Source organism: Deltaproteobacteria bacterium, assembly GCA_016874735.1.
Lineage (GTDB): Bacteria > Bdellovibrionota_B > Oligoflexia > Oligoflexales > CAIYRB01 > CAIYRB01.
The window spans coordinates 49957-72536 of record VGTI01000007.1 but is presented as its reverse complement, the minus strand read 5'-3'; the positions used below and the strand labels follow the sequence as shown (position 1 = coordinate 72536).

At 52.8% G+C, this 22580-nt stretch carries 17 protein-coding genes; 6 read left to right on the top strand and 11 right to left on the bottom strand.

Going from position 1 to position 22580, the window contains the following annotated elements; translation table 11 throughout:
• Positions 1-238: 238 nt before the first annotated feature.
• Together FJ146_06255 and FJ146_06250 are read left to right on the top strand one after the other, a co-directional pair.
• Positions 239-763: a hypothetical protein gene (locus FJ146_06255; protein MBM4251555.1), complete on the top strand. Its 525-nt coding sequence runs from the start codon at positions 239-241 to the stop codon at positions 761-763.
• A gap of 244 nt (positions 764-1007) precedes the next feature.
• On the top strand, positions 1008-2783 hold the full coding sequence (locus FJ146_06250) for a hypothetical protein (protein MBM4251554.1): 1776 nt from the start codon (positions 1008-1010) through the stop codon (positions 2781-2783).
• A gap of 19 nt (positions 2784-2802) precedes the next feature.
• Here FJ146_06250 and FJ146_06245 read toward each other — a convergent pair whose 3' ends face one another.
• The 3 genes from FJ146_06245 to FJ146_06235 all read right to left on the bottom strand — a co-directional run bounded on the left by FJ146_06245 (position 2803) and on the right by FJ146_06235 (position 4778).
• Positions 2803-3636: a hypothetical protein gene (locus FJ146_06245; GenBank protein ID MBM4251553.1), complete on the bottom strand. Its 834-nt coding sequence runs from the start codon at positions 3634-3636 to the stop codon at positions 2803-2805.
• Positions 3637-3945: 309 nt separating this feature from the next.
• Positions 3946-4326, bottom strand: a complete 381-nt coding sequence (locus FJ146_06240; protein ID MBM4251552.1) for a DUF3253 domain-containing protein — start codon at positions 4324-4326, stop codon at positions 3946-3948.
• Positions 4327-4490: 164 nt separating this feature from the next.
• Positions 4491-4778 (bottom strand): hypothetical protein, encoded by a 288-nt coding sequence (locus tag FJ146_06235; protein ID MBM4251551.1) that lies wholly within the window; start codon positions 4776-4778, stop codon positions 4491-4493.
• Positions 4779-5161: 383 nt separating this feature from the next.
• On the opposite strand from FJ146_06235, the gene FJ146_06230 reads away from it, so the two are divergent.
• Together FJ146_06230 and FJ146_06225 are read left to right on the top strand one after the other, a co-directional pair.
• The gene (locus FJ146_06230; GenBank protein ID MBM4251550.1) at positions 5162-10342 is read left to right on the top strand and encodes a GAF domain-containing protein; all 5181 of its coding nucleotides are present in this window, start codon (positions 5162-5164) and stop codon (positions 10340-10342) included.
• A 256-nt stretch (positions 10343-10598) separates the two neighbouring features.
• On the top strand, positions 10599-12242 hold the full coding sequence (locus tag FJ146_06225; GenBank protein ID MBM4251549.1) for an amidohydrolase: 1644 nt from the start codon (positions 10599-10601) through the stop codon (positions 12240-12242).
• Between the two features lie 8 nt (positions 12243-12250).
• Here the strand turns inward: FJ146_06225 and FJ146_06220 are convergent, their stop codons facing one another.
• The 7 genes from FJ146_06220 to FJ146_06190 form a co-directional block, all read right to left on the bottom strand.
• A complete protein-coding gene (locus FJ146_06220; GenBank protein MBM4251548.1) occupies positions 12251-12652 on the bottom strand; it encodes a HEPN domain-containing protein in 402 nt (133 codons plus the stop codon).
• Positions 12639-13007 (bottom strand): nucleotidyltransferase domain-containing protein, encoded by a 369-nt coding sequence (locus tag FJ146_06215; protein MBM4251547.1) that lies wholly within the window; start codon positions 13005-13007, stop codon positions 12639-12641. Before FJ146_06215 ends, FJ146_06220 begins: the two co-directional genes overlap by 14 nt.
• Before the next feature lie 92 nt (positions 13008-13099).
• On the bottom strand, positions 13100-14290 hold the full coding sequence (locus FJ146_06210; protein ID MBM4251546.1) for a histidinol-phosphate aminotransferase family protein: 1191 nt from the start codon (positions 14288-14290) through the stop codon (positions 13100-13102).
• Positions 14238-14720 (bottom strand): tRNA (cytidine(34)-2'-O)-methyltransferase, encoded by a 483-nt coding sequence (locus FJ146_06205; GenBank protein ID MBM4251545.1) that lies wholly within the window; start codon positions 14718-14720, stop codon positions 14238-14240. The genes FJ146_06210 and FJ146_06205 overlap by 53 nt, the downstream gene beginning before the upstream one ends.
• A 10-nt stretch (positions 14721-14730) precedes the next feature.
• The gene (locus FJ146_06200; GenBank protein ID MBM4251544.1) at positions 14731-15393 is read right to left on the bottom strand and encodes a CPBP family intramembrane metalloprotease; all 663 of its coding nucleotides are present in this window, start codon (positions 15391-15393) and stop codon (positions 14731-14733) included.
• 127 nt (positions 15394-15520) lie between these two features.
• Positions 15521-16720 carry a hypothetical protein gene (locus tag FJ146_06195; protein MBM4251543.1) on the bottom strand — a complete coding sequence of 400 codons (1200 nt, stop codon included), beginning with the start codon at positions 16718-16720 and terminating at the stop codon, positions 15521-15523.
• 103 nt (positions 16721-16823) lie between these two features.
• Positions 16824-18467: a trypsin-like serine protease gene (locus FJ146_06190; GenBank protein MBM4251542.1), complete on the bottom strand. Its 1644-nt coding sequence runs from the start codon at positions 18465-18467 to the stop codon at positions 16824-16826.
• A gap of 71 nt (positions 18468-18538) precedes the next feature.
• Here FJ146_06190 and FJ146_06185 point away from each other — a divergent pair, with 71 nt between their 5' ends.
• Together FJ146_06185 and FJ146_06180 are read left to right on the top strand one after the other, a co-directional pair.
• A complete protein-coding gene (locus tag FJ146_06185; GenBank protein MBM4251541.1) occupies positions 18539-19429 on the top strand; it encodes a hypothetical protein in 891 nt (296 codons plus the stop codon).
• Between the two features lie 178 nt (positions 19430-19607).
• Entirely contained in the window at positions 19608-20405 is a 798-nt protein-coding gene (locus tag FJ146_06180) for a hypothetical protein (protein MBM4251540.1), read from the top strand.
• On the opposite strand, the gene FJ146_06175 is transcribed toward FJ146_06180, so the two are convergent.
• Positions 20398-22428 carry a beta-glucosidase gene (locus tag FJ146_06175; protein MBM4251539.1) on the bottom strand — a complete coding sequence of 677 codons (2031 nt, stop codon included), beginning with the start codon at positions 22426-22428 and terminating at the stop codon, positions 20398-20400. The two genes, FJ146_06180 and FJ146_06175, sit on opposite strands and share 8 nt — an antisense overlap.
• Between the last annotated feature and the right edge of the window lie 152 nt (positions 22429-22580).

The following is a 22580-nucleotide window of genomic DNA, read 5'->3' as shown; positions in this document are numbered from 1 at the left end:
AACCCTTCTCCGAGTAAGCGCGGACGCTCCCTTTCTTATCTATTACTCATAGTCCCATCTCGCTTGAAAATTGATCGCCCGCACGGGTACTTAGTGGCGCCTGAGCGCCCCGACAAAAACCAGAAGATGAGGAAAAATCACTCATCATGTCGCTCGCTTATTGACGAGAGTTGGGCTAAGTATCGAGAGCTGCCACCGATTTCACCAACTCTTTGCAGCAGACCGAGACGGTGCTTTCATGCGTAAAAGAATTGTAAATCTGGCCCTGAGCCTACTCTTACCCTCCTCAATCACCCCCGCCAGTCCGGAAGCTACAGATTCCTATACCGACGCAGAGACCTATCTGGCAACCACAAGCGATAGTCCGGATTTTGCCCCTGCGGCACTGCAATCCGCTACTGCAGCCTTGGCCGCTCAGTTTGCAGCGGCTTGCGGGGATACTTTTTGCGCCGGTGACTATGCTAATCTGCAACCACTTTCGTGGACCTGCGCGGTACGCAAGTCCGACGGAGTGCTGGGCCAGTGCCTATGGATCTTTGCAGGCAGCGCCGCCACCATAAATCGTGCTGATGGCACACTCACTCCCATCGCCAGAACCTTCGCCTGCACGGTGCCAATCAGCGGAACGGCACACGATTTAGTTTCTTTTTTGAACCAAGCCCAAGAATCAGGTGATAGCGGCTACGACGGCCTGACGCGGACTAAGCTGCCGGGCTCTGGTCACTCGCTGCGTGAGGTGCTGATTAGTTGTTTAGGCGGCTGAGAGTCCTTTCTCGCCAAATTCATGCCGGCAGATTAAGGCTCAACCCTGGATTTTGCAGTTCACGACGAATCTTCATAAATCTCCATGAATCTCTCGATATGCTGGGATGAGCTAGTCATTTACACTACCGTTCTCAAGACGATAGCTCACAGTGCCGATAATCCAATGGTTGCGCTTAGCTAGCGTCAAAGTTGGGAGCACAACTCCGACCGCCGGTACTTTGGACTCAAGGAGCTAAACTCTCATGGCACGACTACTGACTTTCGCCTTAGCAACTCTCGTACTAGCCTCGTGCAAAACAACCTCAAAAGCCTCGGGGGCGCTCAGCAGGACGAGTCCAGTGTGCAAAGCCTCGCCAGCGAAAAGATCAAAGTTGCACGACTTTAACGCCTGGTCGTCTGTACCAACTGGCGCTGCCCTTTGGCTTGACGACACGCCGGAGAGACTCGCGCAGACCATGAACATGCTAAAGGGCGCCCAACAGTATCCTGATGACCATGACCGAACCAAGAGGATGCAAGAATGGCTATCCGCCTTTCACCGCATTGTCAAAAGTATGAATCCTGATCTGGATGCGCCGGAGCCAAAGGCTCTACTCATTAAACAAAACGACATTCAGGCGATGGTACCATCAGTCGATATTTGCGTTGATATCGCAGTTAAATTCCGCGGCGCCAAGCATATCACAGATCAACAACCGCAAACACTCATCCTGCGGAATCAGGACGATAAATACGTCATCCTGCCGCCAAGTAACTGTGTTAAGAGAGACCTTAGCCGCGATCAATTGAATGATGTCTTAAATTATTTTCTAGGTGACAGTACTAAATGCGTGGTCGCATTCCCTGGCGCCAACGGGACCAAAAATCTAGAATTGTCGATGGATCTCAATTGTCTGCAAAAAAGCAACGCCTTCCCCGCATACGCCTACGAGAAAATCATCACGCAACTAAGCTATAAAGCAATCTCCAACAGAATCGTGATGACCGACAAACTATTTGAAATCTCCGAGCCGTCAGTCGCATTCATCCTAGCACATGAACTCGGCCACTATTACCACCTCCATAGCTCTGCAGGCGAGCAGCGCTACAATTACTTCTATCAACTAGACCGCAAAAATAATGTGGCGGCGCGCCCACGACCGCTACCCGAGACTCATCCACTGGCAGAACTGGGCAAGAAAATACGCAAACTCAAACACATCACCGTTACTGATCAGTACGCGGGACAGTTTCATCCGCGCCTATTCCAACTCATTACCAGCTGGGAATGGCTCCCCAAATATTGGTGTACGGAGACGCGCTGTGAGGAGGCTTGCGCAGCGCTTGACGGCGTCACGCAACGTTTAAGCAACATGGATAACAGGAATAAGATCTATCCCTTTCCCTATGCCCCTCTACCGACAACCATGGTAGCGCGGACACTCTACAAGGAGTTCGAAGACGCGCTCACCACATGTAGCCAGCAAGTGGATCTCGATATCAGAACACTGCGCTACAGAGACCACCAGCTGGGTTTAGATAAAGGAACGTTTGAAGCCATCTTGGGCGACGCGAAGACCTTGGCGGATCTTCTGCCTAAGTTAAATCCTATGTGGCCAGATGCCATTAAGAAGAGCAATCAACTCAGCGACGAAGCCTATAAGACGGCACAGAGTGAGCGACTCGGCTATTACACTGACGAACAAGAGGCTGATGAAGTGGCACTCGAGCTTGGCGCCCACGTCGGCGTGAATGTAAACGATGCCATGGAGATGTTCTTCTTCTCCCTAAAACAATGGAACGACCCTAATCCCACGGCACTCAATGCAGCGCAGTGCCAGAGTGCTCACAAAAATAACTTTCGTGACTTCATCCCCATCGGGGACTATCAGGATCCGCATCACGACACCTGCTATCGGGCTTACAACGTCTTCAGAGAATCAGTAGCTCACAAGGACGAGCTAGCAGAAGTACCGCGTGATCCGTGCATAGCTCCCGATGAGCAGCTATGGAAGAGGCTGCAAAGCCAGTCGCTTTGACCTGGCGTGGATGTTTTGCTCAATATGTGAGTTCCTGTTGCCACATAAGATGGCGACCTTTGTTAGTGGGTTGACTAGAACCCGGCGATTCTTCGCCAGCACCAGCACTCGGAACTGCTCCGACATTTGCATCAGCTACGCCATTTGCGGATGCTTCATCAGGTTTAGTGGTAGCGCTCGATTTTTGTCCCCAGCAATTTCTCCAGGCAAGCCACGCGTCCAATCCGGCTATGCCAGCACCAACGGCTGGCGTCGCTCTTGCAGCCCATTTAGCTGACCTTAGGCCATGGACTGCAGCGGTCCTCATGACATTGAGTGCCGCCTGCCTCTCTGCGCGTGCCATACCCTCCGCAGTCGCTGCTCTCGCCGCGACCCATGGAACGTTAGCGAGTTCAGCTGTTTTTTCGGCTACCTTTGCGGACCCTATATGGGCTCCACGGACCGACCATGTAATTCCAAGCGGCGCTGCAAGCGCATGGGCCGCACAGCTGTTCTTTAATGTTTCCAGTAATCCTTTGGATGGCGATTGCGGTATATCATCATCGAGAAGTTGAAGCTGGTTCTCCGCTTCAGCATCGGCCTCGGCCTCAGGACTCAAGCCAGACTTGGCTGACCTATTTACCTTCCCATTTTTGACCGACTTGGATTTCAGGCTTGCCATTTGGCGTTTTACGGCTGCACGGAGAGCTCCCCAGGTTTTGTACTCTTTCGAGAGCTGAGCTACATCTACCTGCCACTGTGAATAAATCTTGTCAAAATTAGGTATACGCGTCCCGCCTACGACTATGCTTGCCCCCGGAGGGATTTTTAGGTCGGGGCCAGTCAGCACCTCAGTAACCGACATCTTTTCCATCGCCTCGATCTCCACCGCGCTCAGTTTCGGTGTAGCCAAAACGTCTGTCAACAGGTCCTGGTCAACAGTCATAAAGACCGGACCGCTTTCACTAAACGTCGCGGGATTACCTCCCGAACACCCTAAAGATAAACCAAGTACTGAGGTGGACCCCATCCTTTGGACAAAAAGTCCAGCAAATGCGCGGCTAATATAAGAATTCGGTATCCAGGAACGAGTCGGGTAAAATGGCCATATGCCCAAGAAAGTAACGGTGAAGTTGGGTAACACTTATAAAAGACCTGAAACGTGCATCACGAATTAGACCGCTCAAACTGAGGCGCCCCACTTAGGCTTTAGTCGAAAAGGCCCCCTGAGATCAAGTGGACCCCGAGCCTTTGGCACCAAAACATTTTTCTGAAAAAATCGAAGAACACCCTCATCCCGCATGGTAAACAAGTCCTCCCGCAAGATGCTCAGTGCATCGCGTTCCTCTTTCAAATGAATTTCCATACTGTCTAAAACTATCTTTGCCAAGCGACCTGGACAGATGCTGGAGTCCTTTTCGAGTTTTGCAAGTTGCTCTAAGATTCTTCGGCGTACCTCTGCAGTGTTAAGTGACGATTTCAGTTTCCTTAAACCTTGGCATCGTCGCGAACAAATGGGCTCTGGACCAGGTCGATGACAGACTTCACAGAGGAAAATGTCCATCGCGCAAATCCTCGCTAGTTTTGCAACATGATTAGTTTGCTTAACATATCCATTCTGACCTGGTTTGACCAGGAGGGTGGCTCACAGTTGTGAAATGGACTGGCTCACAATTGTGGAAGCAACGCAAGGGCGTCGGTTCCACAATTGGATCGTACGGGTCTCAATTAGCGACAAGAAGTATTCGTGACCGGATTCCACCCCCAACCATCGTTGCTATCGGCATGGCTGTAGTCACAGTAGCCTTGGCCGTTTTGCGGGGGACAAGGTTTTTGCGTCGCTGCATTCCAGCCCCAACCGTTATTGCTCGCCGCCTGACTGTAGTCGCAAAAGTTTTTACTTGGATTGTTGGTCGGTCTCTTGTTACCCCAACATCCACAAACAAACGCAGCGCTTGCCATCGTAGAGTAACCAACCGTCATTACCACAACCGAGACAGAAATCATTTTTTTCATTGTTCACACCTAATTTTAAATTGTTTGCGCCAAAACCAAGGATCCATTTGCCTACTAATTAGCTACAGCGGCCTTTGAATGAAGGCCGCCAGATAATACGATGATGATAGTCGTGTCAAATGAATCCAGGAGAATCTCCAGAACAAAACTTCATTTGATCGTCACATTATGAACGGTAATGTTCATAATTTGCGTCTAATCGCACAATCGACGATGATCAGACACCATTGGCACAGCTCCAAAAATCTTCCGAATACGCTTTCTCGAGTTAAGGTTTCAAGATCATGAATCACCCAATGCGAGATTGCCGCATACCCTCCGCCCAGGTAAACTAAAGTTAAATATCATTCTCAACAGCCGCCCCCCCCCTAAACCGGTGACCTATGGCACTTGACACCAAGCAGCAAGTAGGCTTCGCAATTGACGAGCTGCTCTATGAAGGGTCACGCACCAAGGTGCTTCGCGGTCGACGTCTCGACGATGGACGATCCGTCATCCTGAAAATCCTAGTGAATGACCCACCATCACCCACTGAACTAGCTAGGTTTCGCCTCGAGCACACTCTATCCAGCGAATTCCAAAGCCCACACATTGCCCGCCCCCTCGATCTGCTCCTCTGGGACGGGCAATGGACGATCGTCTTCGAGGACATTGGTGGTCGCAGCCTGGATACCATAGTCAAAGATACAAAAGGGCAATGGCAATCGTTTATTCCGATAGCTCTCAAGATGACCGAAGCACTCGCTGTAGTTCATGAATACGGAGTGATACATAAAGATATCTGCCCTGCAAATATTATTGCCACGCCTGATCTCGGCCAGATCCAAATCATCGACTTTGGCATCGCGACCAAACTTTCGCGCGAAACAACCACAGCGGATAGCATTGATACGATCGAGGGAACCCTCTCGTATATTGCCCCAGAGCAAACCGGCAGAATGAATCGGCCCGTCGATTTGCGCAGCGACTTATATGCACTCGGGGTGACCTTCTATCAGCTGCTGACAGGATCTCTACCATTTACGAGCACTGACCCTGTAGAGCTGATTCATAGCCATATTGCTCGGGCTGCTCCGTCACCTGCGGATCTTTACCCAAATCTTCCACCGCTTCTTTGCCGCATTCTTATCAAGCTTCTCGCCAAGGAGGCCGAGCACCGTTACCAGTCGGCGCGCGGCCTCGCACACGATCTAAACTTGTGCCTCAGCTCCCCCCACGTTGCCATAGAGCTTGGAGCCAATGACATTGCTAGATCCTTCATGATTCCTGCGCGCGTCTACGGACGCGAGGCAGAGGTGGCAATGCTCACCGACGCCTTTGCGCGTGCCAGAAATTCTGAGTCAATCATCGTCAAGGTCACTGGACCCTCCGGGATCGGCAAGTCGGCCCTGGTCCACGAGCTCGTCAGAAACTGTGCTGCAAATGGGGGATTTCTTGCTTCGGGCAAGTTTGAGCAAAATATCCGCAACGCACCTTTTTTGGCACTAACTCAGGCCCTAAAGCCACTGGTCTCTAGCCTTCTGTCGCTAGATAATGCAAGGCTTGAGGCCTGGCGCCAAAAAATCACGAAGGCCCTCGGCGACAACGGCCAAGTGGTTGCCGATTTAGTCCCTGAACTCTCGCTCCTGATGGGTCCCTTACCGCCAATTGCGCCACTGGCGCCACTCGAGGCTATGAACCGCCTCAACCTTGCCTTCGAAAACTTCCTATGCTGCTTCGCCGATCCAGGCCGTCCCCTCGTACTATTTCTGGATGACCTGCAGTGGGCAGATGGTGCCTCTTTACGGCTTCTCGAGGTCCTGGGCTCAAAAACCGGCGATCAATCGCTCCTGCTCATCTTCGCTTATCGTGATGAAGAGGTCGGCGAAGGCCATCCCTTGCATATAACATTAAATCGCCTTAGGGAACGCGAGGTCCAGATAGTACGCCTAGATCTGCGCCCTCTAGGACTAGAGGCCGTCACTAGTCTCGTCGCGGATACCCTACACTGTGACACCCTAAACGCTGCCCCACTAGCCCGTCTAATCACCAAGAAAAGCGCTGGCAATCCTTTCTTTATCGTTAAACTACTTCATCTCATCCACGAACGAGGTACCATTAAATTCGATGCGAACAATCGTCGGTTTGTTTATGATCCTGAGGCGCTTGCCACCATTCCCATCGCGGAAAATGTAATCGAAGTTGTTTTGGCTGAACTACGTCGGCTGGATGATTCCTGCCGCTCGGCCCTTGCACATGCAGCACTAATCGGTCGCGAGTTTTCGCTCATGTCACTCGCTGGGGTTTTAGAAGTTGATGGCCCTCAACTAGGTAAAGTGCTTGGGCCCGCTATCAACGCGGACATCTTAATTCCCATCGATTCCGAGTATAGGCTCCTTGCGACGGCAGAAGCTGACATCGACGTGCGCTTTCGCTTCGCCCACGACCGCGTCCAGGAAACTGCGCGTCACCTACTCGCGCATCATGAGCTAACGAGGGCCCACTTGAGAGTGGGCCGCTTCCTCGCAAGGGCCCAAGAACCACGACTTCTGATTGAGGCAACCGGCCACCTTTCCGCCGCTATCGATCTTTTAGCGGAGGAAGAGCGGCTAGATCTGGCAAAATTATGCCTTAAAGCAGGCAATCTTGTAGCCAAAGGTGCTGCCTACCACCCGGCTTATGAGGCATTCGAGCTGGGTCTTAGGGCACTTGGTTCGCAGCCATGGGACGAGGACTATCAGACGGCACTTCAACTTCATGTGCGCTTGATTGAGGTTGCTTACCATGCCGACCAATCTGAAAAACTTGAGATTCTTTTTCGTAACCTTATCAGTAGTGCGAAGAAGTCCGATGCCTTAGCGATCAGCCCGGCTTACAGTGCGATGTGCCAAGCTCTGTCCGAAGCAGCACGCTATAAAGAGGCTATTCAGATCGGCTGCCAGGGTCTGGCGATGTTAGGTGACAATCTCAACGAGCATCCTTCGAGTTTTAGGGTATTTTTCGACACTTTACGTACGATGATCACCTTTAACACGAGAGAAATTGCAAAGCTACGGACGCTGCCAGAATTAAAGGACCCAACCCAGATTGCGATAAGATCACTATCTGCCGACATTGGCATGGCCGCTGCATTTGTAAACAAAAATCTTGTCGCATTGCTTATTATGCGCGGCGTGCGCCAGACCCTAAAGTATGGAATGACTGAGCCGAGCAACCATTCCATTGCAAGTTATGCTTTGGTGCTAGCTGGTACGTTCAGGCGATTTGATCAAGCTGATGCTATGATGCAAGCTCTGATTGAAACTAGTCGCGAGCGTGGTTACACCAAAACCTATTTGAGAACCTCATTCTTCTATCACTCTATCCTTCGGACTTGGAGCGAAATTCCGCGAGAGGGTATCCAGACCCTCGAGCAGCTCTTAGGATCATTTATCTCCAACGGCGACCTTGAGTTTGCCGGGCATGCCGTAGTCTCCCTGCTTGCTCGCAAGAGCCTTGCAGAAAATCTTGATCACCTGCTTCAATCCGCACCAGGATATTATTTTACACTTAAGCGATACCGCCAGGAGCAGATGGCCCTCTACTTTGGCATCTACTGTCTCTTCCTCAGCGAACTGACCGAAAAACCATGTGGCATCCCGCTCCCAGCCATCACCGACGATGAAGCTATGCAGAGAGTTCTTGAGCATCAGTCCGCTATGGTGCGCAATGGCTACCATATGTGTCGCTATATGCTATTTACCATCCTTGGCCGCTACGAAGAGTCTGTACAGGAGTATAAGAAAGCATCCTCCTTTGAATGGTCAACGTCTTGGTTAGGTTACGGATTTGTTTATAATCGTACCTACGCCAGCATCGCTCGCTTTGCTGCCATGACACGTCAAACCTTCAGTCGCATGGCTACACTCAAGATGCGGCCATTTCTAAACTTGGTCAAAATACTTGCCAAACGCAGCCCACTCTACTACGGCTTTTCTCACCACATTCTGGGCGCGGAAATGGCGCGCCTTCGAGGCCAAGACGCACTGGCGCTCAGGGAATACCAGGAGGCACGAAAATGGTCGACGGAATCCGGCATTTCATCACTCCAAGCCTTGGCCTATGAGCGATCGGGGCGATATTCCCTGACGTTGGGAGATCAGTATTCGGGCCTCGCTTATTTACGGAAAGCTCGCAACCTCTTTGCTACCTCCGGGTCCAGGGCTAAAGTCGCGTTGCTCGACGCCGAATTTAGCGCTCTTAAGTCGCCAGAGATTGCCACCTCCATCAAAAATAAAATAACCGCCACTTACTCAAACCTCGGCGAGGCACTCGACATTGAAAGCATCTGCCGCGCATGCCAGGCAATTTCAAGTGAACTCACCATCGAGTCACTCATCCAAAGCCTAGCCAAAATTACGCTAGAAGCTGCAGGTGCGCGGCGCGGACTTATTCTTATCAAAGAGGGACCCATCTTGGTCTCCCATATCAGCGCTACTTTGACCTCGGAATTCAGCGCGGATTTGCGTCCGCGTCAGCTCGACACCTTGAATGAGGAGCTAGCGATCAGCGTCGTTAACCTGGCTCTGCGAATGCAGCAAACCGTAGTGCTCGACGATGCAAAGCAAGACCCCAAATTTGCAACCGACCCTTATATCGTGAAATCGCAGTGTGCCTCGATTGCCTGTATTCCGATTGAGAACCAAGGTGATCTGGTTGGGATCCTCTATCTTGAAAACGATCTCAGCAAAGGCGTCTTTAACGCAGGGCGGATGAAGACTCTCAGCCTCATAGCTGCACAAGGTGCCATTTCGATACGCAATGTGCAGCACCTCACCACGGCAAAGGAAAAAGTCCGACTTGAAGGACAGATGCGGGCAGCGCAAGCCGTGCAAAATTCCCTACTGCCGCCTACGGGGGCTATTCCCGGCGTTGGCATCAGCGCCGCTTATATCTCTGCCGACGAAACGGGCGGTGACTGGTACGGCTACTACCATGAACGCACCAATGACTGGCTCTACGTGCAGATTGGTGATGTTACTGGTCACGGTGTCCCAGCTGCACTTGTGACCGGCGCGGTATGCGGCGCCATTTCTTCAGCCTACGATTTGCTGCCGCGCGGCGCAGCGAACAGCCCTGAACAATGCCTTGAAGTGATCGTGCGCGCTGCTAACCGAGCGGTGACGACCGCGGGTGTCAGATCGGATCATCTCATGACTATGGCATTCTTGGTGATCGACCTCAGGACGGGAGATGGTCTTTATCACAACGCAGGACATGTCCCCATATTACTGAAAAGGGGCAATAAGGCGGAAATACTTGTCGCGCGTGGAAACCCCTTAGGCCTTGTAGATAGCGTGGAATTCGTCCGCTTCTCATTTAACCCGGGTGATCTCCTGTTACTGATAACAGACGGCCTGATAGAGAACGGCCCAGGTCAAAACATTAAACGGCGCCGCAATGAAATCAAAAAAATCTTGGAGCAGGCTACAAACGAGGAAGATCTGAAGGATCTCGTACTGCAAAACTATCAACATCATCTCCAAAATAGTAGGGCGCAGGACGATTGCTCGCTGCTCGGCATCCAACGTAGGATGTTGCCGTAGTTAAGACGACCTCAAATTTTTTCGTAGAAAATCGAACATTTGCGCTGTAAATTTGGGCAACTTTAAAATATGAGGTTGCTTATACATGGGGCGCCAATACTTCAGCTACGTCATACGGCAAATCACTCTAGCACTACTTTTAGCTACTCAGACATTCACCGCATCCGCTCAAGCTGACATAGCGGCAAATGACCCCAGCGAAGTCATCGCAAAACCGACTCACCTCAACGTGTTTGTCGCTAAAAAGATCGTCACCATGGACCCTGGACTGCCGGAGGCCACAGCTGTAGCTACTGCGGACGGTCGCATTTTCTCCGTCGGAACGCTTGAAGAGCTAGGACCTTGGCTCAAACGCTATCCCCACACGATTGATCGTCGTTTCGCCAATAAGGTTTTATACCCCGGCTTTGTCGAAGCACACGGCCATCCCATTTTAGGCGGTACGGCGATGGCGAGTAATTTGCTGACCGCACTGCCGACGCTGCGTGCCTATGATTCACCTTTCCCTGGCATCAAATCTAAAGACGAGGTGATCGTTAAACTCAAAGAATATGATAGCAAGCTCGCTAATCCCTCTGATCTGCTCTTTGCCTGGGGCTATGATGTCAGTGCGATGGGTGGACCGATTGATCGCGCGTTCTTAGACAAAGTCTCTAAGTCACGTCCGATCCTAGTTTGGGATTCATCGGAGCATAATGTTTTCGCGAACACCGCTGCTCTGAAGCATTACGATTTGGATCTCGCAACAGCCAAGAAAACGCTCGGTGTCGGACTGACCGAACAAGGGGAACTGAGCGGCTCATTTCTTGGTGTGTCGGCATCAACTCTGATCATGCGCGCAGCTATGCGCGATGTCTTCAAACCGAGCCAACTCCTATCCAACATGCAGTATCAGAGCGACTTAGCCCAGCAGCATGGCTTGACTACAATGAGTGAACTGTCTTTAGGGTCATTAGACGTAGAGCAAGAAGTGGCTCTGGTGAAAAACTTCACGAAGTCCAAATTTAGAAACCAAAGATTAGTCACGATCGTTAACGGCCCCAACCTGATTGAGGCTTATAGTAAAGAGGCCCCAACCAGAGCGCGCGCTCTCGAGCAAGAAAATAATGACTATTTGATTTTTAAAGGCGTGAAATATTTCGCTGATGATGCCTACCTTGCGAACACCATGAAGGTCGCTAATCCGCGTTATACGGATTGGCACGATGGGGTGATTTTCTACAAGTCAACGAAGGAATTCGCAGATCATATGAGTCCATTCTGGGACAGCGGCTTCCATATTCACGTCCACAGCAATGGCAGCCTGGGTAACGCTCTTACTCTGGCGGCGCTGCAAGAGTTGCAAAACCGCAAGCCGCGCTTTGATCACCGTTTCACGTTCGAGCATTACGGCATTTCATCCAGCTCAGATGCCCGCAAGGTCAAGGCTCTCGGCGCCGTCGTGAGTGTCAATCCGGCCTACGGTTATATGCGCGCGCACGTGCAAAGCGACTCACTCGGCACGGACCGCGCCTCGCTAGCCACACGCATGGGCACACTCCTGCGCGAGGGTGTCGTGGTGTCGATGCACACCGACACTCCGGTGGCACCACCGCTACCACTCACTGAGGTGTGGTTTGCCGTGAATCGCCGCGAGCTTTATTCAGGCCAACTCGTCGCTCCCGCCGAAAAAATCAGTGTGTATCAGGCGTTGCGCATGGTGACCATAGACGCTGCGTACACCCTAGGTGTCGAGGACAAAGTCGGTAGTATCGAAGCCGGTAAGTACGCCGATTTTGTGGTTCTTGACAGCGACCCCCAAAGCTCAGATCCGCGGAAGATTAAAGATATCCCAGTGATCGCGACCATACTAGGCGGCGCTGTCACCATGACCAGTGAAACCAAGAAACCTCGCGGATGAAGCACTTATTAGATTTTACTCTTGGCCCAATCCAACATTGCTTTTGTTTTGGTCAAAATATCCTGCAGCTCTTCGCTGGTCGGAGTCCAGCTGCCTTCCTCATAGCGACGGATCGTTGCGTACTCGCTTAGCGCGTTAAGTTCGTAACCATAAGGAGAATCACAGTCATCTGGCAGTTTACTGAGTAGTGCGGACAAATCATGTATCATTGGTATGGCGATGCCACGATGAACTAATACTGCCCTGAGTGCCTTTTCAATGGATTGCTGTGCCAGGTAAAAAGCGTTTTCGACTCGGTAGTCAGAGGCCTTTGCCAAGACTAATACGGTTCTGAAGTCGCCCTCTGCAATGCGCCACAAGACCTGCGCGTATTCCTTGGCAAAGCGACGCTCCTGTTTACGCGGACTCATGATTTCCTCCGGACTGGTAGAGAACCCGCCCCTCTTGACTGGCCAAATAAGCAGCGCCGCCACCTTTTGCCACGGATTGAGCAAACTCCTCTTCAGTTAAAAGTAAAAGGTCATGTGGCCAATCGTCTTTGGGCCGAGATTTAAAAAGCATGACTCTTGAGCTGTCTCGCTCCTCAATACTGGCAAAAGTCAGGATTAAGTCGATGTCGGATGCATCAGTCATTTGATAACTCGCAGCCGACCCGAACAATATAACTCGCGTCGGATTTACTTGGCTTAGTATCCAGACCAATTTAGCTGAAACGATAGCGTCTTGATCAGCCCGCGATAATGGTTTAGCAAACAGTTTGAACATGACACCTTTCCATCAAGTCGGGCGATATCATTTCAAGCTAGCACGGATCTTTTGTAATTATCCACTTCAAGGTGTCGCATCCTATCACCAGGCTAGAGCTTACTCATCGCCGCGATGAGCGCCTCGTTCTCACGTTCGTCACCGATAGTTACGCGTAAACATCCCGCTAGGGACGGTGCAGCACCGACGTTGCGGACTAAAATTCCGGCTTTGATTAGGCCAGCATAGACAGCTAAGGCCTGATCCTTGTCTGGCCAGCGCAGCAGTAGGAAGTTGGCCGAAGAATCTTTGACAAAGAAGCCCTTGGTCTGCCCGATATTTTTGAGCGCCACGTAGACTCGGTCGCGCTGCTCAAGAGCATTCTCGCGGATACGCTGCAGGTGCGTCTTAGTCTCTTCGTCACTCAGGAGCACGTCGGCACAAGCTAGGGTGAAATGGTTTAGCAGAAATGGCAGGCGCGGCTTACGCAGGAGATGCAAATACTGCTCGTGACCAACCACATAGCCTAGCCTAACACCGGCACAGCCCATCGTTTTTGAGAAGGTGCGGAGCAAAAGCAGGTTACTGTACTCAGCCAAAAGATCTGCGTAAGGCTCTGAGGCATACTCAAAATACGCCTCATCGGCGACAAACAACGTGTCGGGGAATCTTTCGAGTAGTTCAATCAAGGTTTGACGCGGCAGTACATTACCAACGGGGTTATTGGGCGATGCAAACATGACGATGGAGCCGCGCGCCAGCGGCGGCAGCTTATTCACATCGTACTCGAGATCGGCGTTGAGATCCCACGTTGAATAGGGAATACCCTCGTACCGACTGTGTGACTCATAGAGTGGAAACGACGGCCGAGCCACCACTAAGGTGCCTTGTCCGTTCATGATCCCCTTGCCAAATGTCGTCAGAATCAGAGCAACTAGATAGTTAGACCCCGGACCCAACAGGACAGTACCAGGCGCAAAGCCGGCGCTGCTGGCGATCTTTTCAGCTATCTCATCGGCAAAGGCAGATGGGTAACGATTCCACTCCATCGTCATGAGGCGATTGAGTACTTTTTGTTTGATGGCAACCGGCAAGTCCCACGGACTTTCGTTTTGGTCGAGTTTGATTGCGGCTGCCATCGTATCGATCTTGTAGGGAGTGGCACTCGGAAGCGAGGGGGCCACATAGCTGTGTAGCCAAGCTGTAGCAGGAGCCTTTGGGGTCACTAAATGATTTGCCTGTTGCATGAATTCACCTTGGCTGCCCAGATGCCGGGCTTTCGTAGAGTCTGCGAATGCGGTCATAAACAATTACAGACACAGAATTAGCTAAATTTTGGCTGCGCACCCCAGGATGAAACATGGGGATTTGATAGAGATCCTCAGCATAGCGCTGATGCACCCAGTCAGGTAGACCACTGGTCTCCCGCCCGAAGATAAAGAGATCCGTCGTCGGCGGCATGTCCCAGTATGTTTTGGTCGCCCTCTTCGAGAAGAAGGCCACCCGACCGGGAAACATCGCAAGAAGCGACTCCAAATCATCGTGAATCTCTAGATCCAAAAACGGCCAGTAGTCGAGACCCGCGCGCCTGAGATTGCGATCATCGGTCGAAAAACCAAAGGGCCTTATCAAATGCAAGCGACACCCGGCACCGGCAGCAAGACGCCCGATACTACCCGTATTTTGCGGGATCTCCGGCTGAAAAAGACAGATGTGAGGATGCTTCGCAATCATAAGCGGAAAGCTACTCGTCCTCGCTCACATGATCCGGTTCGAGGCGCCGCACCGCCACGCAAGCACCGGGAATGGTCATCAGATTGCGGTAGCTACGTCGCAGGTTGAGGATTGAGACCGTGTTCACCAGAAAGTGGGCAATGAGACAGGGCCAAAGACTGGTCGTCGCAATGTACATCCAACCAAGCAAGAGCCCCGCCAAAAAAGCCCACAAGCTCCAAGCCGAAAGCAGGCCATCGCGACCCATATGCAGGATACCGAAGAGCAAGCTGGCGACAAAAATACCTGCGACTGGTTGCAGAGCGCCACGAAACAGAGTCTCCTCACCCACGGCCGTGATCAGCGAAAGTGTGAGTGCTGTCACCACACTGCTCGGGCCAAGCAGACGTGTCACCTGTGCCTTAAGCTCTCGGTAGGAGGGAAACCAGTCCTCGAAAAAATAACTGGCTATCAACAGTAACCCGGCACCGACCACGCCGATCACCACGAGACGACCACCAGCCGCTAAGTCATGGGGCCAGACAAAAGAGGAGGCCAAGTTATTGTGAACCAAACGCATCACGGTAAGACCGATCATCGCCATGACGCCGTAGATGAGCACAGACTTGCGCAGCAGCTCACCAGGAGTAAGGATTTCTGGCTGAGAATTGGAATCGTCGGACCTAGGATTCATGAACACAACCTACATAGTACGCGGACGTAGTATTTAGGCACTGGGCGTACCAGGAAAATGTCATGCTGTCCAGCGATTTTCACGCGGACAACAAGCTTAAGAATCTGAATTTACTAGGTTTTTTAAGTTACCTAACGACACGAAGTCGCACCCCAAGAACGGCAGCATAATAAACAGCCACAACAGCTAGGTAATGACCGACGTTCTGAGGCGCCCCGGACTGGCCCCCCCATGCCCCCCAAACGAGCACTACGCCCAAGGCGGCCAGCACGACGGCGGCACGCTTCCATGCGAGCTTAGCGCAGTCGCGCTGAATCTCCTGCAGCAGAGCAAACTGCAGCGAGGCGATACATCCCGTGAGTAGAATCCAGAGCTGGTAACCACCAAGGTCGAATCCCAAAAAAATTAGGCTAAGCCAAGGTAACAGGACCGCCGCGAGCCCCGATGCCACAAAACACGCAGCGACCACCGTAAGCTCGGTGCGTCTTATGGCACCGCCAGCGCTGCGATCCATCTTGGCGTCCTGAGCGCGCAGATGAAAAGGCAAGGCTACCTGCAAGATCGCTGCCGCACCGAAAAATATTGCCTTAGCTGCTAGCATCACGCGCGCATACTGCCCAAGCACCTCACTCGTCTGAAACTGTCTCAGGTTTATGATGTCGAGTTGGGGTATGAGTGCCGTCGCCAGAGCCAGCAACGATGCGCATATGATTTTTGCTTGGACGCGGTCCTCAGCGACGCGCGGCACAGTCTGAAACGGATGCGTCAGCGAGCGCAACGCGATCAATATTATCGGAGCTATGAAACTTATCGCCACGGCAAGATGGTAGGCCGTCAGGGCATCAGTCGCAGAACCAGCTCCCGGTGGCACTAGCCCCGCGATTAAGATTTTCAGCAATGCAGCAAATACTAGGGAGAGTCCCAGCAACGCGAATTGCATGCGGGCCTGCACCTGACCACCGAGCCATCCTGCCATTACTCCCAGTCCCACCGCTGCGGCACCGGCAACTAAATCGTTTAAGCCACCATGCACTGCCACCATGACGATGCTCGTGGCGACTGCTAGCCCTAGGACTAAAGCCACGGGAGCGACCTTGCGCAGCGTCGTCGCCTTCAAAGGAAAATAATTCGCCGTCATCTGCGCAATCGTACCAACTGATAGCGCTATCGTAATATCGGCAATCCAAAGATTGAGACTGCCGTAGTCTGCCACGGCCAGCCGACGCGCCGCCAGCACCTGAAAGCCGTAGTTAAAAATTCCAGCCAGCGTGTTGCAACCCAGCAACACCATCGATCCGCGCCAGAACTCTCGTTGGGTTTGCATCATGCCTATAGCCCGCTGGAGGTGATGATCCGCTGTGCTGGCGGCGATAGTCCACCTTTGGTTCTCGCCTGCTCTATCTATTTAATTATAGCAGTACCTGCGCGAGTTAGCGCCAAATGTGCAAACCGGAGGCGACCAATGCATCGAGTGGGGCCGTATCAACGACCTTAGTATCGCGAAGATCGAGGGATTCGAGGTTCTCAAGTGAGCTCAAAGGTGTAATGTCCACGAGCGGATTGTCTTGAAGATCCAGGTGTTCCAGGTTCGTGAAATCCGTCAGCGAACCGACACGACTCAAACCACGACCAGCCAGATTGAGCCTAGTCCGCATGAGCAGCCTGGCATTGGCGCTGTCACAGTCATCACTGCTTGCATGCCAAAGAAGCGCGCGCACCGTGTGCTCAGTCTCACTGTCGATCATGCCAGCTTTCATGGCGCGGCAATGCCGTCTAAACATCGTATCCAGGTGGTTCCAATTTTGCCGTTTCAGTCCTCTAATCTTGAGTCCTTTAGCTACTAGTTCAGGTAAGGGAAAAACATCGCGGATGTCGTTACCCTCGACCTCCAGGCTCACCAAATTAGTGAGTGTTCGCAGTGAACTTAGATCTCTAATGGCATTGCCCTTGAGCGACAAGTAGCGCAGATGCGTCAGTCCGGCCAAGGGACTCAAGTCTCTGAGATTTAGGCCGTCCAGATTTAAATGGTTCGACGCCTGTAGGCGCACGGCAGCAGTCTCACAATGCGCTGTGTCCATTGCCTGCATGATCGCTGCAATAGAAGCGCGCTGATCAGGATGCGCGGCAGGCGCATGGCAAAGGCGCTCGAAGCTCGTAGCAGCAAGTTCCTCATCCGCGTAACGCTTGCCTTCCCTAGGGCAGAAGCCAGCCAACTCAGCGATGCTCGTGGGCCCATCTTCTAATGCTCTTAGCCCCGATAGCCAACACGCGGCCGCGCTAGTTAACTCGACCACTGTACCATCACCACAGGCAAGGTTGAGGCCACGCGAGGCGATACCTAGAAGCGCCAACTTGCCTGGCTCTTGCGGAACCAAAGCGGGTCCGCCACTATCACCCGTGCAAGTGTCTTGACCGTTACCGCCAACCAAGACTTCGGCAGTATTTAGCGAACGTAGTTTAGTGGTGACAGCATATTTTTCGCCCGACAGAGACGACTCCCGGTAGCCAAACCCAATCAAAGTGGCTTGACCACGCCTAAGCGCCTGGATACGAGCGGCGTTATCAAGGACCATGCGCACGGGGGCGACTCCAGCCACTGGCTCACTTAACTCCAGGATGGCGTAGTCAGCATACCCAATGGGACTAGCACGTAACATCGGATGTAAATGGACCTGGCGCACGCTAAACCGTTGATGCTCACCAGACTCTCGTAGCGCATTGCCGACGTATACCCGGAGATCCGACGGCCGATGACGCCTAGCGTTGGCATCGTAGTCGTCCACCTGCGACTGGACAGTGACGCAGTGTCCCGCAGTCAGCACGGCAGTCGGAGAGACGAGCACCCCGGTGCAAAAGGGATACGGCTCGTCACCGATCGCAACGGCGACGACGGCAGCAAATCCCCCGTCCGGAACCGGCATACCTCCGTAGATACGAGCGAAACTGGGATCTGTCCCAGGAGCATGGCAGGCCGGCAGCGTGCTAATCAACGTGAACAGGAGAGCTATCGACATCATCAGTGGTGCCGATCGCCTCGTCATTTCTATACACGCCTTGTCACCGTTCTTTTTCATGGGGCGACCCTACCAGATCACAGCAGCGTTGTCACATTGACGCCAGCGTGAGACCGGAATAGCTTCAGGCCATGGATACGTCACGTTCACATGCTGCGGGTAGATCCGAGGGCAACGTCCCAGGCAACTGGCTCGTTGTAATCTCTGGTTGCGCGCGGCGCCGGGATGAAGAAGCCAAATATCAGGCCCGCAGGCGTGCTCTTGCCTCCAGCCACGCTAAACTGCATGCATTCGAAACCATTGACATACCGGAGTTTCACTCGTGGTTTGAATCGGAGTTAGCTGGTCCACTCGGCATGATGCGGTTGCTGCAGCGCGAGTTAGATCAGCTTGAACGACAACTCGCCGAAATCGAGACTTACGCTGCCTATGCAGGAGTCAGTCTAAGAGCGGCATGTAAGACGATTCAAGCTGCTCAAGATAGTGGGGATATTGATAGATTATGGGGAGACACGACTTGGTCCGAGCCCCAAGGTATGGACCACGAGATTCCTGAGACAGAGCCCCACCCACAGGATAGCAAGCCACGCCGCGAGAGCGAACTACGCGATGTTTATAAACAACTAGTGCGCCTCCTCCATCCTGATCTCCATCCGGAGCGGCCACACCCACAACTCTGGCACGAAGTGCAGCGCGCCTATGCAGCTAGGGATGCTGAGGCACTTGAGCGCATTCGCGCCACCATATTGAAGGCCGCCAAGCATGACCCCGATCTAACCGCATTGCCCATTAGTGAGATCATGAGTCTAAGGCGTGGCGTCGAGAAAAAATTGCGCCAGGCACGTCAACGCCTCCGCGCGGCCAAAGATCATCCGGCGTGGAATTTCCGTCGCTATAAGAAAAACCCGGTCCGACGGCGCGCCCTGCGCTGCTCGCTCAGTGCGGCGATTAGCATGGACGTAGAGTCCATGCAGGCCAGAGTGAGGGCGCTCAAACTGACGCTGAAGCGCCTGGAGCGCTGACAGTTGGCAACTGCCTAAAAGTTTGACACCAGCCGTCTGCTCAACCCACGAACATAAATCAACTAATTACGGCATGGCTGTTGCTCCTATGTGGTAAGTCCCCCGGTCGCTCAGGGGACCGCTCCCCGTTGCTGCTGCTACGATTTCGCCTGCGTTGATTTTCTGCTGTGGAGTTTTGATGTTAATGAATTCTGCTAGTTGGACCACCGTGCTCCTCCTGACACTCGCCTGCTCGCGCAGTGGCGAGGCTCCCCAAATCCCGAAGAGACAGTACCCAACGGTAGACTCACAGACGTCTGGCGAAACACCGGTACAGGGTGAGCCCGCTAAACCAACCACCTCAAAGCCGGCACCGATAGCAGCCCCGAGAACTCAGCCGCAAACTTCTGGCACTTCCGCCTCAGCCAGCGCAACAGCCGGTGCAGGGGCGACTGCGAATGCGAATGCGACAGCAATAAACCGGGCAGACATCAGTGGCTGGTGGCTATCCCCGCAGGATGCGTCGCCGACGCAGGACCGCAGTTTCGGCATTGGCACCAACGGTATCAAATGCCAGGCTTTTACACTGATCAACGAAGATAAACTCAAAGTTGCCAAGGGCTGGGAGTGCTGGGACTACAGTCAAAACGTCGAAACATTTCACGTAGCGCGACTTGGCGACATTATCGGCATCGACAATGGACTGTTGGTCTACAAAGCCACCGCAGGCTGCGACCAAGCCAACCTGCATACGAATCAGTCGTTCACCTTTGCCAAGGGTACCGCAAGTAATGGCAAGCGTAGCCTAACCATAGCAACCGAAACAGCAGCGAATTTAACGCTAAATAAAATCACCCCAGGACCGACGGCCGAGGGGTGGATCGTGCTCCCAGTTGCCACTAACTGGACGGTGCGCGTTGGTTGCCTGGACGGCAGCGGTAACTTCAGTAACGCTCCGTCGTTTAACGCTGACCAACTCTTCTCATTCTCTAACTAGCTCCTGTTGGCACTGGATCAGAGCCATTTCCGTAGCTGAGCCCAGTCCCGTAGGGAAAGAGTGGCACCATGCCTTCTTTCATCGGGATCTGGCTCATATCGCGTGGCCATGGCAGGGGCAGTTTGCCCGAGAAGTTGAAGTCACCAAAAAGGACGTCGGCGACCCCTTCGCCCTGACTACCTGGCAACCACGCCGCGACGAAGGCCTGCCAACTCGGTAGCTCGTTAGTGATGATGAGTGGACGCCCGGATAGCAGTACGACGGCGAGCGGCGCCTGATTGCTCTTAGCGTTTTCGAGGAGCTGTTGATCTTCGTTGCTGAGGCTAAGATTAGGCGCATCACCGTAGTATTCGGCGTAGGGTTTTTCGCCGATCACCGCAATGACCAACGCATCGTTTTTACACACTTCACGGCTAAATTTGCCGTCCTCAGCATAGATCACCTCGAGACCACGCGCCGCAGCTAGTGACTTTATGCCGTCCAGTATGGTCGATGCTCCCGCAGTTTTATTGGCATTGCCCACTTGGCCTTGCCACCCCACCGTCCATGCTCCAGCTTGCGTACCGAAGTCGTTGGCTTTGCTACCAGCGACACATATCCGTTTATATTTGGATGTATCGATCGGTAATGTAGCGGCATCGTTTTTGAGCAACACCATCGAGGCACGCACCGCCGTCCGTGCGAGTTGACGATGTTCTTTGGCGCCGAAGAGTTGGTCTAGTGATGTATCATTCACCGTCAGGTTCGCGGAGGCGCGCTCACCGTCCAAGAGACCTATACGTGACTTGATACGCAGAATGCGTGAGACAGCATCATTAATACGCTGCTCAGTGATGAGACCTTGTTCTACTGCTTCGGTCAGGAGCTGATGGACGCGGCGATAGCGATACTCACGGTCCTCACGACCAGCTCCGAAATCTAGCTTGCCAAACACCATGATCATATCGACACCAGCGTTGACCGAAGTCACCAGCTGCGCCTTGTACCGGGCAATCGGATTGTCTATTGGATTATCAGGGGTACCGACATCTAACTCGTCGACAGCATTCCAATCGGAAATCACGAAACCAGTAAAGCCAAGACCATCTGCAGCTTTGTCGGCCTTTAAGTAATCGGTAAGCAATGCCTTGTTGGCATGCATGCGCACGCCGTTAACACTACTGTAAGACGCCATCACCGTATCGACACCGGCATCGATGGCTTGCTCGTATCCCTTGACATGGAGTGCCTTGATAGCTGCTAAATCACCGCTGGTATCACCCCGATCAATCTGTGGTTTACCGTTGATGACTGAGGGCATTCCGGTGCCCCAGGTGGCACCGCCGTCACCGAGAAAGTGTTTGGCACTACCAACCATGTAAAGCCCGCCCAGAGGTGTCTCCTGAAGGCCGCGTGTGAACGGGCCAGCTAGGAGCTCCTGAAGCTCTGGATTCTGACCAAAACTCTCATAAGTGCGTCCCCACCGGATATCGCGAGCTACGATCACGCCGGGAGCAAAGTTCCAATTAAATCCTGTTGCTAAAACTTCCCGTGCTACCGCCGCTCCCACGCCCTGAATAAGCTCCGGACTGCGCGCTGCACCAAGGCCGATGTTATGAGGAAAGAGCGTGGCTCCGCGCACGATCCCGTGACCATGGACAGCGTCTACGCCGATGAGCATGGGCAGACCCGACGAGCTTGCCTTAGCCTCGGCCTGCATCGTGGCAAAGAACGTGCGCCATCCAGCCGGCGTGTTATCAGCAATTATGGAATCACCACCTGCGAGGATGGAGCCGAGATTAAGCTCCTTGATAGGTCGGCGTCCATGTGCCATCTCATCTTGGAGGTTGATGATCTGAGCCTGAATCATCTGCCCAATTTTTTCACTAAGACTGAGCCGATTGATAATACGGTCCACATGCACCTCGTCAGCGGTTCGTGGATAAGAGGGCTGCCCCTGCGCCACTGTGGCTAAGCTTAGAGCACCGACTAGATTCACGGCATGGATCAAGTGGCCCCAGTTGGCCTTAAGTGATTGACGCATAGTCTGCCTCGCATTTGGTAATTCTTAAAAACTAATACGAGACTAACTAATTTTCTGCGCTTTATCCAGCCTCATTGGGAGGCATTGGATAGACCGAAATGTTTAAAATATAGTGCAGCGCTATGGTACAATAATAATGCATTCATCTAAAA

Excerpts from the sequence above, each read along its gene's own strand:
- FJ146_06255 (MBM4251555.1), top strand. The coding sequence starts at position 239 with ATGCGTAAAAGAATTGTAAATCTGGCCCTGAGCCTACTCTTACCCTCC.
- FJ146_06250 (MBM4251554.1), top strand. The coding sequence starts at position 1,008 with ATGGCACGACTACTGACTTTCGCCTTAGCAACTCTCGTACTAGCCTCG.
- FJ146_06245 (MBM4251553.1), bottom strand. The coding sequence starts at position 3,636 with ATGGAAAAGATGTCGGTTACTGAGGTGCTGACTGGCCCCGACCTAAAA.
- FJ146_06240 (MBM4251552.1), bottom strand. The coding sequence starts at position 4,326 with ATGGACATTTTCCTCTGTGAAGTCTGTCATCGACCTGGTCCAGAGCCC.
- FJ146_06235 (MBM4251551.1), bottom strand. The coding sequence starts at position 4,778 with ATGAAAAAAATGATTTCTGTCTCGGTTGTGGTAATGACGGTTGGTTAC.
- FJ146_06230 (MBM4251550.1), top strand. The coding sequence starts at position 5,162 with ATGGCACTTGACACCAAGCAGCAAGTAGGCTTCGCAATTGACGAGCTG.
- FJ146_06225 (MBM4251549.1), top strand. The coding sequence starts at position 10,599 with ATGGACCCTGGACTGCCGGAGGCCACAGCTGTAGCTACTGCGGACGGT.
- FJ146_06220 (MBM4251548.1), bottom strand. The coding sequence starts at position 12,652 with ATGAGTCCGCGTAAACAGGAGCGTCGCTTTGCCAAGGAATACGCGCAG.
- FJ146_06215 (MBM4251547.1), bottom strand. The coding sequence starts at position 13,007 with ATGTTCAAACTGTTTGCTAAACCATTATCGCGGGCTGATCAAGACGCT.
- FJ146_06210 (MBM4251546.1), bottom strand. The coding sequence starts at position 14,290 with ATGACCGCATTCGCAGACTCTACGAAAGCCCGGCATCTGGGCAGCCAA.
- FJ146_06205 (MBM4251545.1), bottom strand. The coding sequence starts at position 14,720 with ATGATTGCGAAGCATCCTCACATCTGTCTTTTTCAGCCGGAGATCCCG.
- FJ146_06200 (MBM4251544.1), bottom strand. The coding sequence starts at position 15,393 with ATGAATCCTAGGTCCGACGATTCCAATTCTCAGCCAGAAATCCTTACT.
- FJ146_06195 (MBM4251543.1), bottom strand. The coding sequence starts at position 16,720 with ATGATGCAAACCCAACGAGAGTTCTGGCGCGGATCGATGGTGTTGCTG.
- FJ146_06190 (MBM4251542.1), bottom strand. The coding sequence starts at position 18,467 with ATGAAAAAGAACGGTGACAAGGCGTGTATAGAAATGACGAGGCGATCG.
- FJ146_06185 (MBM4251541.1), top strand. The coding sequence starts at position 18,539 with ATGGATACGTCACGTTCACATGCTGCGGGTAGATCCGAGGGCAACGTC.
- FJ146_06180 (MBM4251540.1), top strand. The coding sequence starts at position 19,608 with ATGTTAATGAATTCTGCTAGTTGGACCACCGTGCTCCTCCTGACACTC.
- FJ146_06175 (MBM4251539.1), bottom strand. The coding sequence starts at position 22,428 with ATGCGTCAATCACTTAAGGCCAACTGGGGCCACTTGATCCATGCCGTG.